General features: G+C 71.0%; 9 protein-coding genes. 8 read left to right on the forward strand and 1 reads right to left on the reverse strand.

What is annotated here, in order from left to right:
* Positions 1-20: 20 nt before the first annotated feature.
* The 7 genes from N8I86_RS28080 (at position 21) to N8I86_RS28110 (ending at position 9,644) form a co-directional block, all read left to right on the forward strand.
* Positions 21-1,604: a DUF4192 domain-containing protein gene (locus N8I86_RS28080; RefSeq protein ID WP_263278978.1), complete on the forward strand. Its 1,584-nt coding sequence runs from the start codon at positions 21-23 to the stop codon at positions 1,602-1,604.
* A 77-nt stretch (positions 1,605-1,681) separates the two neighbouring features.
* Complete coding sequence (locus N8I86_RS28085; protein WP_073897699.1) at positions 1,682-2,440, forward strand: NUDIX hydrolase; 759 nt, start codon at positions 1,682-1,684, stop codon at positions 2,438-2,440.
* Between the two features lie 162 nt (positions 2,441-2,602).
* On the forward strand, positions 2,603-4,864 hold the full coding sequence (locus tag N8I86_RS28090) for an ATP-binding cassette domain-containing protein (protein WP_263278979.1): 2,262 nt from the start codon (positions 2,603-2,605) through the stop codon (positions 4,862-4,864).
* Positions 4,849-5,532 carry a hypothetical protein gene (locus N8I86_RS28095; RefSeq protein WP_263278980.1) on the forward strand — a complete coding sequence of 228 codons (684 nt, stop codon included), beginning with the start codon at positions 4,849-4,851 and terminating at the stop codon, positions 5,530-5,532. Before N8I86_RS28090 ends, N8I86_RS28095 begins: the two co-directional genes overlap by 16 nt.
* Before the next feature lie 162 nt (positions 5,533-5,694).
* Positions 5,695-6,582 (forward strand): FadR/GntR family transcriptional regulator, encoded by an 888-nt coding sequence (locus tag N8I86_RS28100; protein WP_073897697.1) that lies wholly within the window; start codon positions 5,695-5,697, stop codon positions 6,580-6,582.
* Positions 6,583-7,082: 500 nt separating this feature from the next.
* Positions 7,083-8,630, forward strand: a complete 1,548-nt coding sequence (locus N8I86_RS28105; RefSeq protein ID WP_073897917.1) for an RNA polymerase sigma factor — start codon at positions 7,083-7,085, stop codon at positions 8,628-8,630.
* Positions 8,631-8,783: 153 nt separating this feature from the next.
* Complete coding sequence (locus N8I86_RS28110; RefSeq protein ID WP_073897695.1) at positions 8,784-9,644, forward strand: S1 family peptidase; 861 nt, start codon at positions 8,784-8,786, stop codon at positions 9,642-9,644.
* Positions 9,645-9,743: 99 nt separating this feature from the next.
* Here N8I86_RS28110 and N8I86_RS28115 read toward each other — a convergent pair whose 3' ends face one another.
* Positions 9,744-9,974 carry a DUF7455 domain-containing protein gene (locus N8I86_RS28115; protein ID WP_073897693.1) on the reverse strand — a complete coding sequence of 77 codons (231 nt, stop codon included), beginning with the start codon at positions 9,972-9,974 and terminating at the stop codon, positions 9,744-9,746.
* Positions 9,975-10,413: 439 nt separating this feature from the next.
* Here N8I86_RS28115 and N8I86_RS28120 point away from each other — a divergent pair, with 439 nt between their 5' ends.
* A complete protein-coding gene (locus N8I86_RS28120; RefSeq protein ID WP_073897691.1) occupies positions 10,414-12,537 on the forward strand; it encodes a DNA gyrase/topoisomerase IV subunit B in 2,124 nt (707 codons plus the stop codon).
* The last annotated feature ends 87 nt before the right edge of the window (positions 12,538-12,624 follow it).

Consider the following 12,624-nt stretch of genomic DNA (forward strand, 5'->3'; position numbering starts at 1 on the left):
TTCCGCGAGATCGTCTGCGCATGGCGAATCACAGCGAAACGACCGGACCCTTCGACGACAGCGACATCCCGGGGCGCGAGCCCTCGGCGTCCGCGTCCGCGCACGAGACGCAGGTGACCCTGCGCACCCCGGCGGAGCTGGCCGACGCACTGCCCTACCTGCTCGGCTACCGCCCCGAGGACAGCATGGTGCTGGTGGCCCTCCACGACCGCGAGGGACGGGGCAGGTTCGGCGGCCGGGCCCGGCTGGGCATCCCGGCCGGAGAGGAGGACTGGCAGGCGGCCGCCCGGCAACTCGCCCGCGGCCTCGTCCTCGGCAGCGAGCGACGCGGAGCCCGGCCGGAGCAGATGGTGGCCTACGTCTGTCAGGAACCGGCTCCCGGCGAATCCGGCCTGGACGTCAAACGGCGGCTCGAAGGGCTGGCCCACCGGTTGCGCACCGAGTGCGGAGACCTCGATGTGCCGGTCATCGAAGCGCTGTGCATCTCCGACGGACGCTTCTGGAGCTACTGCTGTCCGACCAAGGGCTGCTGCCCCGACGACGGCTCGCCGATGGGCCTCCCCGGCACCTCCGTGCTCGCCGCCGCGGCCACCTACGCCGGCCTCCAGGTCCGCGGCACTCTGAGGGAACTGCGGGCGAGGCTCCAGCCCTGGGAGACCACGGCTGCCCTGGAGCAGGAGATCGCTCTCGACGCGGCCGGCATGTCCCTGGTGCCTCGCATTCTGGACGAGGCGAGCCGTGTGGCCGTCGCCGAGGAGACCCTCTCCCTCGCCGAGCGGATCATCCGCCGCTTCGCCGCCGCCGCGCCCGTCTCCGGCGCACATCCGGCCGACCTGCGCGACGACGACCTGGTCGGACACGACGAGGCGGCGACGCTCATCCTCGGGCTCCAGGACCGGACGACACGCGACCGGGCGGCCGCATGGATGGAAGGCGACGAGGCCGGGGCGGCTCTCCGGCTCTGGCGCACCCTGGCCCGGCGCTGCGTCGGCCCCTACGGCGAGCACGCCGCCGCACCGCTGACCCTCGCCGGCTGGGTCGCGTGGTCGACGGGGGACGAGCTGGAGGCCCGGGAGGCGCTGGCCATGGCGCTGGGCGCGGATCCCGACTACCTCTTCGCCCGGCTGCTGCACCAAGCCTGCAACGAGGGACTCGACCCTGAGGCCATCCGCCGCTGCCTCCGCGGTCAAGACGCGGAACAGCACGCGGCACGTCAAGTGAGTGGGCCCGCGGAACTCTCCGAGCGACCGGGGCCGGATCCGACGGAGCCTGTGCGGCCCGAGCCTGTGCGTATCGCGTCCTCGGCACCGCATGCGGTCGCTCACCCGGCGGAGGACCCGGGAGCGACGACGAGTGCGCGGACGGGTACGCGTCGCCGCCGCCGAGTGCGGTCCGCCGACGGCGACGGCCCGCGCGCGGCTGGGGCGGCGCACGGACGGCGTCGGCCGGCCGGCTCCGGACCGCGGCAGTCGGCCACCGAAGCCTCACGGCCCGGCGGCCGCGGCGGGGGCGCCACGCGCACCCGTGCGGCGGCCCCGGCGGGGGACAGGACCGGTGCTGCACGGACGCGGGGAGACAACGATGAGCAGGAGAGGGACCGATAACAGAACGAAGCGGAACCACCATGGATGCAGCCCGGGAAGGGAGTGTTTATCGTCAGGCAGACGACTATGATCGCCGCATGCCCTACGACCCGTCAGCGTTTCCGCCCTTCGCCGTCACCGTGGACCTGGTCGTGCTGACCGTGCGCCGCCATGCCCTGTGCGCGCTGGCGGTACGCAGGGGCGAGCCCCCCTTCCAGGGGCGCTGGGCACTGCCCGGCGGCTTCGTACGGGCCGACGAGGACCTCTCCCAGGCGGCGGCGCGCGAGCTGGCCGAGGAGACCGGGCTGCACGCGCACGACCCCTCCGTCCCGGCCCAGGACAACGGAGCCCACCTCGAACAGCTCGCCACCTACGGCGACCCCAAGCGGGACCCGCGCATGCGGGTGGTCAGCGTCGCGCACCTCGCGCTCGCGCCCGACCTGCCGGCACCGCGCGCGGGCGGAGACGCCAGCAACGCGCGCTGGGCACCCGTCGAGGAACTGCTGCAGCAGGGCGGTTACGGCCGTGACGGTGAGCCGGTGGCACCGCTCGCGTTCGACCACCACCAGATCCTCGCCGACGGGGTGGAGCGGGCCAGGTCCAAGATCGAGTACTCGTCGCTGGCCACGGCGTTCTGCCCGCCCGAGTTCACCGTCGGGGAGCTGCGCCGGGTCTACGAGGCGGTCTGGGGCGTGGCTCTCGACCCGCGCAACTTCCACCGCAAGGTCACCGGCACCCCCGGCTTCCTGGTCCCCACGGGAGGGACGACCACCCGCCAGGGCGGCCGCCCGGCGCAGCTCTTCCGCGCCGGCGGAGCCACCTTGCTCAACCCGCCGATGCTGCGTCCCGAGGTCTGAGGCGGGCCGGCGCGGTCACCCGGACGCCGCCGGGTGGATCCATGGCATGAGAGTGCCTGGTTCCGTCGAATGGCGGACACGGACGGGGTGGTCGGCGCGGCTCTCGGCTTCAAGCCGCGCTATACACCAAAAAACCGGACATAGCGCGCTATCTTGCTGCAGGTGATCCAGGCCTTCGGACTTACCAGCAACCCCCGCAAGGCGCACCCGCCCGCCGTCGACGACGTCTCCTTCGAGGCGCGCGCCGGACATGTGACCGTGCTCCTCGGTGGTCCCGGCGCGGGCAAGACGACGGCGCTCAGGCTGATGCTCGAGCTTCAAGGCGGCCGTGGCATCACCTACTTCAAGGGGCGGCCGCTGCACAGGATCGCCCACCCCTCACGTGAAGTCGGCGTGCTGCTCGGGGACGTACCCGGGCATCCGGCGCGCACGGTCCGCGGCCATCTGCGCATGCTGTGCGCGGCGTCGGGACTTCCCGCACGGCGCGCCGACGAGGTCCTGGAAGTGGTCGGTCTCGTCAGCCTTCGCGAGGAACGCCTCGGCACCCTGTCGCGGGGCATGGACCGCAGACTCGGCCTGGCCTGCGCCCTGCTACCCGACCCGCACACGCTCGTCCTGGACGCTCCCACCGACGGCCTCTCGACCCGTGAGGCGCAGTGGCAGCACGGCATGCTCCGGGCCCACGCCCGCCAGGGCGGCACCGTGCTCCTCACCACCAGTGACCCGAAGGAGGCCGCGCGCACGGCGGACCGGGTCGTCACTCTGGAGGGCGGCAAGCTCGTCGCCGACCAGGAAGCCCGTGCGTTCGCCAGGACCCGGCTGCGTCCCCGTGTGGCCGTCCGCAGCCCCCACGCGGCGCGCCTGGCGGCTCTGCTCGCCAAGGAGGCTCGTACCGCCCGCCGGTCCGTGGAAGTCGTTCGGGAGGGTGGCAACCGGCTTTCGGTGTACGGCAGCACGACGGCTGACGTCGGCGAGACCGCCTTCCGCCACGGCATCCTCGTTCATCAACTCGCGGACGAAGTCGGTGACATGGGACCTGGCGCCGATTCCGACGGGAGCGAGCCGGCGCCCCCGACCGGCGCGCGAACGGCGCGGCGGGACATCGCGGGGCCGGACTCCTCACCGGCGGATCGGACATCGACCACCCGCACCAGCGCTCCAGCCGAAGGAGCGGCGGCAGCCTCGCCACCGGTGGAGCGCGAGCAGGGGGCGGCGGACATCCCCGTGGCGGAGCGGGCCCGGACCAGGCCGAGTCTCGCCACGCCGGAATCCGTCGCCGGTGCCGAGTTCGCCGTCGCGGCGGGGGAGCGAAGGCGAACGGCAGGGGACGAGGCGTCTACCGCGGGTCGAGAGCGCACCGAGTCCGACGTGCCGACGGTGGGGTGGCCGACGGTGGAGTCCGGCCGGCGCACGCCCGAGCGTGGCTCCGCGGAGCGAGGCCGGTCGGCAGTCGAGCCGACCGGCACGGGACGCGCTCGCTCGGCCTCGGAGCCCGACACCGCGGAATCCGACCTGTCGGACTCCGAGCCGAGCACCGTCGAACTCCACCTGCCGGTGACGGAATGGCGGGCGATGGAGTCCGGTTCGCCGACGGGCGCCTCCGCGTGCGGTGCGCCGGCGTCGGCAGAGGGTGACCCGGCGCCGGACAGCGCGGCAACGGCTCCGGGCGCCGCACGGCAGGGTTCCGCCTCGGGAGAGCGGCAGCAGCGCATCCACGCCGACGACCGGCCGGTGTCGGACCGGGCCGGGTCCGAAGCGTTCTCGGCGCGGGAGACGCGGGCCGGCTCGGGAGGCGAAGTGCGTGGCGTCTCCGGGGGCGATGCCTGGGAGTGGACGCAGACCGACGGCGGCGGGCGGGCCCTGCCGGGGGAGGAAACCGGTCACCCGTCGGGGTCGGCACACTCGGAGACCTTCGGTACGGCCTCGCCGCATGACGGTCGGGCCACCACCGGCGCTTCCGGAAACGGCGGGAAGACCCGGCACGAAGCCGCCGCGGGCGGCCGAGCGGCCATCCCGACCAAAGTGATCAGCGAAGTCGACGCCCGGCGGTCGTCCGAGGCGCCGAGCGGGTCGAGCACGGACGACTCCCCGACCCCGTTGCCCGCGACCTCGATGCCCGAAGAGCCGAAGGAGGGGGAGGCGGCGAGGACCGGCACCCCGAGCGGCAGGTCGGCGAGCATCCCCGCCTCCCGCACTCGCCGCCTGCCCGGCGCCAGGACTCCCGCCACCACCAGGCCGCAGCCTGAAAGCGCCTCACCGGCGGACGGTGTCCACCCCTCCGACCCGCTCTCTCCCTCCCGCCCCCGATCTCCGTCCGCCCCGCCCCCGCCCCCCTCCGCCCCCTTCGCTACGAGATCCGGCGATCCAGTGGAATCGGCACCGGCTTCCTCATTTGCGGTGCCGCGCTGGTGGTGTCCGTACTGACCGCCGTCGTACTGGCCCGGATCGGGCACACGCCACAGGAGCGACTGTTCGCCGCGTGGCCGCGCGAGCTGCCGCTGCCGCCCGCGGCGCTCGCGGCGGGCCTGCTCGGCGCGCTGGCCTTCGGAGACGAGTTCCGCCACCCCGCCCTGGCGGCGGACCGCGGCACCGTACCCCGCAGGCTGGGGCTGCTGACCGCGAAACTGCTCGTCTCCGGAGCCACCGCACTGCTGCTGGCCTTCATCACGGTGGGCTGCAACGCCGAGGTGCTCTATCTCCTCTACGGACGGGAGCTGACCCAAGTTCCCGCGGACTGGCTCTCCCTGACCGCGAGTTGGTTCACGCTCGTCCTCGGCTGCGCGTGGGCCGGTGTGCTGGCCGCGGGAGTGTTCCGCTCCACCTCGGCCGGTCTGGCCGCCGTGCTCGCCGTACCCGTCCTCCTCGTACCCCTCGTGCACAAGGCGCTCCAGGGATCGGGTGCGCGGATGGCGGCCGGACTCCCGATGAGGATGCGTGAACTTCTGCTCCTGCAATGGCCCTTCGGAGGGGAGCGCTACCTGGTCGCCGCACTGCGGATGTTCGCCCAACCCGTGGGCGGAGCAATGACGTTGTCGCTGGCGGCACTGCTCTGCGCGTATCTGCGCACGGCGCTGCGCACCAGGGTCCGATGACGATCGCCTGTGCGTTTCCGGACCCTATGTGCGCACAACTCCCCACCGAAAGCCCATTTCTTTCCGATAAGGCGTCAATTGCGACGGGGTGAGCGATCACCCTTTCGTGTGCTTTTCACCAAAGACCTCAAGGGAGTTGGAGACGACGCCGACAAAGGATCCGTGAGTACCCTTGCGCACACCATGATGACCGCCGCCCGCAACGCCGACTCTGGTCTGGCCGGCCCGGGCGATCTCGACCGCTACCCGTACACCGACGCGCCGGTGACCGATCGCGTCGGCGCGCCCTCCTGGGAGGGCGCGGATCCGGATCTGGGCCGCGTCGGCCGGCGGGCCGCCGGCAGCCGCGGCCGCGGGCTCCACGGCCAGCTCGTTCAGCAGCTGGGACAGATGATCGTCTCCGGTGACCTGGGCGCGGACCGTCCACTGGTGCCCGAGGAGATCGGCCAGCGCTTCGAGGTCTCCCGCACCGTCGTCCGTGAGTCGCTCCGTGTCCTCGAGGCCAAGGGGCTGGTCAGTGCCCGGCCCAACGTGGGCACACGCGTGCGTCCCGTCAGCGACTGGAACCTCCTCGATCCGGACATCATCGAGTGGCGGGCCTTCGGGCCGCAGCGCGACGACCAGCGCCGGGAGCTGAGCGAGCTGCGCTGGACGATCGAGCCGCTGGCGGCGCGTCTCGCCGCGGGTCACGGGCGCGAGGAGGTGCAGCAGCGCCTCTGCGACATGGTCGAGATCATGAGCCACGCCATGGCGCAGGGCGACGCGCTGACCTACTCGCGCGCCGACAACGAGTTCCACGGACTGCTCATCCAGATCGCCAGCAACCGCATGCTGGAGCACCTGTCCGGCATCGTCTCGGCGGCCCTCCAGGTCTCCGGCGGCCCGGTCACGGGCTGTGACCGGCCGAACGAGGCGTCCCTCGCGCAGCACGCGCGGATCGTCGACGCCCTCGGGACCGGCGACGGCGCGGCGGCGGAGGCTGCCATGCGTCAGTTGCTGACGACCCACCCCGAGGTGGAACGCGTCGTTCCCGCACCGCGCGAGCACTGATCCGCGCCGAGTCGGTGACGGCGCGGGTGTGCGGCGCCGTCGCGGTCCCCATGGCGCTCCGGGTCGGCCCTCGCGCCCCGGCAGCCCTGGTGCCCGCCGTCGCCGGACCCCACCGGATCCTTCTGGAGCCCGGTGGGGTCCGGCGGGATCCGGCGGGGTCCAGTGCTGTCCGGTGATGCGAGCGTCGCGTTCCTGAAGGCGCACCATGGTGGTGAGGACGACCGGGAGCGAAGCCGGGGATGATCTCTATGTCATTATCTGACCGTTTTTGACCGCTTACGGGGTGTGACTCGGGCCACGAAGATTGGGCGTAACGCTCGCGGAAGCAGCGCGATGACCTAAGAGGTGACAGCCGCGGAGGGAATACGGACGCCATGACAGGCGCTGTGCATCCTCCCGGCCCCCGCCCGCGCCGTCGGCCCATCCCCAGGCCGGTGGTCGGCTCCTGTCCGCAGTGGACGGGGCCGGAAGCCGTTTTCCAACGTTCCGAGAGGTTGTTCGTGTCGGCCAGCACATCCCGTACGCTCCCGCCGGAGATCGCCGAGTCCGTCTCTGTCATGGCGCTCATTGAGCGGGGAAAGGCTGAGGGGCAGATCGCCGGCGACGATGTGCGTCGGGCCTTCGAAGCTGACCAGATTCCGGCCACTCAGTGGAAGAACGTACTGCGCAGCCTCAACCAGATTCTTGAGGAAGAGGGTGTGACGCTGATGGTCAGTGCCGCAGAGCCCAAGCGCACCCGAAAGAGCGTCGCAGCGAAGAGCCCGGCGAAGCGCACCGCCACCAAGACGGTCGCGGCGAAGACGGTGACCACCAGGAAGGCCACCGCCACCGCTGCCCCCGCCACGCCCGCGGACCCGCCGGCCGTCGACCCCGACGACGAAGCCGCACCCGCCAAGAAGGCCGCGGCCAAGAAGGCGACGGCCACCAAGAAGACCGCCGCCAAGAAGACCGTCGCGAAGAAGACGGCCGCGAAGAAGACGACGGCGGGCAAGAAGGACGACGGCGAGGTTCTTGAGGAAGAGGTCCTCGAGGACACCAAGGCCGCCACCGACGAGCCCGAAGGCACGGAGAACGCGGGCTTCGTCCTGTCCGACGAGGACGAGGACGACGCTCCGGCCCAGCAGGTCGCCGCGGCCGGTGCCACCGCCGACCCGGTCAAGGACTACCTGAAGCAGATCGGCAAGGTCCCCCTGCTCAACGCCGAGCAGGAGGTGGAGCTGGCCAAGCGCATCGAGGCGGGTCTGTTCGCCGAGGACAAGCTGGCCAACGCCGACAAGCTCGCCCCGAAGCTCAAGCGCGAGCTGGAGATCATCGCCGAGGACGGCCGCCGCGCCAAGAACCACCTCCTGGAGGCCAACCTCCGTCTGGTGGTCTCGCTGGCCAAGCGCTACACCGGCCGCGGCATGCTCTTCCTGGACCTCATCCAGGAGGGCAACCTCGGTCTGATCCGCGCGGTCGAGAAGTTCGACTACACCAAGGGCTACAAGTTCTCCACGTACGCCACCTGGTGGATCCGTCAGGCGATCACCCGCGCCATGGCCGACCAGGCCCGCACCATCCGTATCCCGGTGCACATGGTCGAGGTCATCAACAAGCTCGCGCGCGTGCAGCGCCAGATGCTCCAGGACCTGGGCCGCGAGCCCACCCCGGAGGAGCTGGCCAAGGAGCTCGACATGACCCCGGAAAAGGTCATCGAGGTCCAGAAGTACGGCCGCGAGCCCATCTCGCTGCACACCCCCCTGGGTGAGGACGGCGACAGCGAGTTCGGTGACCTCATCGAGGACTCCGAGGCCGTCGTCCCCGCCGATGCCGTCAGCTTCACGCTCCTGCAGGAGCAGCTGCACTCCGTTCTGGACACCCTGTCCGAGCGCGAGGCCGGCGTCGTCTCCATGCGGTTCGGTCTCACCGACGGTCAGCCGAAGACCCTCGACGAGATCGGCAAGGTCTACGGCGTGACGCGCGAGCGCATCCGTCAGATCGAGTCCAAGACGATGTCGAAGCTGCGTCACCCGTCGCGTTCGCAGGTGCTGCGCGACTACCTCGACTAGTCCGACCGACCAGGTCGGGCGTACGACGGCGAAGGCCCGGCTCCCACGGGGGAGCCGGGCCTTCGTGCTGCGCGGGTGGGCGCCTCGTGCTGCGCGTGACGGCGCCCTGGATGACTCTGGGTGTCCAGTAGGAGCGCAGAGTGAGGAGCCTGCATGCGTCGTCTCGTTGCCCGGGCACTGATCCGGCCGCTGGCCCTGGCGGCCACGATGGCCGCCATACCCCTGGTGGGCGCGGCCCCGGCGGCCGCCGACAGCGTGGTGGTCGGAGGGTTTCCGATCGATGTCTCCCAGGCCCCGTGGACGGTGGCGGTGGCCAGCCGTGACCGATTCGGGGGTACGCGCGCGGGGCAGTTCTGCGGCGGTGTCGCGATCGCGCGGACCATGGTCGTCACCGCGGCCCACTGCATGGCGCAGGACGTCCTCGGCGACCCTCCCGACCGGGTGGGCGATCTCAGGGTCATCGCGGGCCGTACGGACCTGCTGTCGGGGGAGGGCCAGGAGGTCGCCGTACGGGACGTCTGGGTGAACCCCGGCTACCAGGCCTCGACCAACTCCGGCGACTTCGCCGTTCTCACTCTCGCCCAGGCACTGCCGCAGAGCGCGGTCGTCGCGATGGCGGGGCCGGGTGACGCCGCGTACGCGCCGGGCACACGGGCCCTCGTGTCCGGCTGGGGTGACACGACCGGCGGGGGTGCCTATCCGCGCCGGCTCCACGCCGCACGCGTGAGCGTACTGCCGGACGATCAGTGCGCCCGCGCCTATCCGGGCGGTTTCGACGGCACCTACCGGGCCGGCACCATGCTGTGCGCCGGGGAGGCCGCCGGGGGCCCGGACGCCTGTCAGGGCGACAGCGGCGGCCCGCTGGTGGCCGGAGGCCGGCTGATCGGGCTCGTGTCCTGGGGGAGCGGGTGCGGGAGGCCGGGCAACCCCGGCGTCTACACCCGCGTCTCGGAGATCGTCAGGACCCTGCGGCCGCGCTCGGGCGGACCAGGAGCTGCCCACACGGGCTCCTGAGGCCCTGCGTGCGGGTATGAGCACGGGCGGTCGCTCCTGGCAGGAGCGACCGCCCGTTCACCGGCCTGTGCCGGGGCTGGCTCGTCGGGTGTGCGAGATTCAGCGCTCTTCTTCGGCAGCGTTGCTCGGAGCGGAGGTCAGCCGCTCCGTCTCGTCCTGTATCTCAGCGGCGATCTTCTTGAGTTCCGGCTCGAACTTGCGACCGTGGTGGGCGCAGAAGAGCAGTTCTCCGCCGCTGAGCAGGACGACGCGCAGGTATGCCTGGGCGCCGCAGCGGTCGCAGCGATCGGCGGCCGTCAACGGGCTCGCGGGGGTCAGAACAGTAGTCACGTCGCCTCTTCTCTAGCTCGACGAGCTGTCGTACCAGGGTCAACATCCAACCAGCCCGAAAACGTTCCCGCTCGTGGCTTTTCCTCGAAAAAATCTTTCGGGGCGGCTGTCTGCTGCCGGTTGGCGGCGAATGTGCCGTATTGCGTGTCTTAGGTGCTTACGGGTTCGCGCTGTCTAGTGTCTCAGTCCTCCCGGCTGGGTTGCCGGTTGTTCATGAGGACGTGCCCGGAGCCTAAATGGTTCATGCCTCCAAGGGAACGTGATGTGTACTTCACCCCATCGAGGGATCGAACATGTATGCGAGCCTGGACTAGTCTGAGTTCCCGAAGAGGGTGGCGTTACACCGGCTCTACCAGGCCTCGGTACCCTCTGTGCGGCGACCGAAGCCGCCCCCTTACCCAATAGGGGGGCACCTGAAATTCAGCGAGGAGCGAACCGCGTGACCGCCGATACGTCCGTGCCGTCCACAGCGCTGCTGGCAGGAGCAGACCGGGACGGTTCCAACTACACCGCGCGGCACCTGCTCGTCCTCGAGGGCCTCGAGGCCGTGCGCAAGCGCCCCGGCATGTACATCGGCTCGACCGACAGTCGTGGCCTGATGCACTGCCTCTGGGAGATCATCGACAACTCCGTGGACGAGGCCCTCGGCGGCTACTGCGACCACATCGACGTCGTCCTCCACGACGACGGCTCGGTGGAGGTGCGGGACAACGGCCGGGGCATCCCCGTGGACGTCGAGCCCAAGACCGGCCTCTCCGGTGTCGAGGTCGTCATGACCAAGCTGCACGCCGGCGGCAAGTTCGGCGGCGGCTCGTACGCCGCCTCCGGCGGTCTGCACGGCGTGGGCGCCTCCGTGGTCAACGCCCTCTCCGCCCGGCTGGACGTCGAGGTGGACCGCGGTGGCCACACCCACGCCATCAGCTTCCGGCGCGGTGTGCCGGGTGCCTTCCGCGGGAACGGCGCCGAGGCCAAGTTCGAGGCCGGCAGCGGGCTGGTCAAGACCAAGAAGATCCCCAAGAGCCGCGCCGGCACGCGCGTGCGCTACTGGGCCGACCGGCAGATCTTCCTCAAGGACGCCAAGCTCTCCCTGGAGACGCTGCACCAGCGCGCCCGGCAGACCGCGTTCCTGGTGCCGGGCCTGACGATCGTCGTCCGCGACGAGTACGGCCTCGGCGAGGGCGGCAGCAAGGGCGAGGAGTCCTTCCGCTTCGACGGTGGCATCAGCGAGTTCTGCGAGTACCTCGCCGGAGACAAGCCGGTCTGCGACGTGCTCCGCTTCTCCGGGCAGGGCAGCTTCAAGGAGACGGTCCCGGTCCTGGACGAGCACGGCCAGATGACTCCCACCGAGGTCACCCGCGAACTGGGCGTGGACGTCGCGATGCGCTGGGGCACGGGCTACGACACCACCCTGCGCTCGTTCGTCAACATCATCGCCACCCCCAAGGGCGGCACCCACGTCGCCGGTTTCGAGCAGGCGGTCACCAAGACGCTGCTCGAGGCGGTACGCGCCAAGAAGCTGCTGCGTGTGGCCGAGGACGACATCGCCAAGGACGACGCCCTCGAAGGCCTGACCGCGGTGGTCACCGTCCGCCTGGCCGAACCGCAGTTCGAGGGACAGACCAAGGAGGTGCTCGGCACCTCGGCGGCCCGCCGGATCGTGTTCAACGTGATCACCAAGGAACTCAAGGCGTTCCTGACGTCCACCAAGCGTGACGCCGCGGCCCAGGCCCGGGTCGTCATGGAGAAGGTGGTCGCGGCCGCCCGCACCCGTGTGGCCGCCCGCCAGCACAAGGACGCCCAGCGACGGAAGACCGCCCTGGAGTCCTCGTCCCTGCCGGCGAAGCTCGCCGACTGCCGCAGCGACGACGTCGACCGCAGCGAGCTGTTCATCGTCGAGGGTGACTCCGCGCTCGGTACGGCCAAGCTGGCGCGGAACTCCGAGTTCCAGGCGCTGCTGCCGATCCGCGGCAAGATCCTCAACGTGCAGCGCTCGTCGGTGACCGACATGCTCAAGAACGCCGAGTGCGGCGCGATCATCCAGGTCATAGGAGCCGGCTCGGGCCGTACGTTCGACATCGAGCAGGCCCGCTACGGCAAGATCATCATGATGACCGACGCCGATGTGGACGGCTCCCACATCCGCTGCCTGCTGCTCACGCTGTTCCAGCGCTACATGCGGCCGATGGTCGAGGCGGGCCGGGTCTTCGCCGCGGTGCCCCCGCTGCACCGCATCGAGCTGATCCAGCCCAAGAAGGGCCAGGACAAGTACGTCTACACGTACTCGGACCGCGAGCTGCGGGACACGCTCATGGAGTTCCAGAGCAAGGGCGTGCGGTACAAGGACTCCATCCAGCGCTACAAGGGTCTGGGCGAGATGGACGCCGACCAGCTGGCCGAGACCACGATGGACCCGCGCCACCGCACGCTGCGCCGGATCAACCTCTCCGACCTGGAGGCCGCCGAACAGGTCTTCGACCTGCTCATGGGCAACGACGTGGCGCCGCGCAAGGAGTTCATCTCCAGCTCCGCTGCGACGCTGGATCGGTCGCGCATCGACGCGTAGCCGCCGCGCCCGGCTCAGGCCCGGGTGTCTGCCGTCGGCCGGCCCCTTGACGGGTCGGCCGACCTTGCGGCGTGCGCCCCGGTGGGT

Origin of the sequence: Streptomyces albidicamelliae, from assembly GCF_025642175.1 — a bacterium.
GTDB lineage: Bacteria > Actinomycetota > Actinomycetes > Streptomycetales > Streptomycetaceae > Streptomyces > Streptomyces albidocamelliae.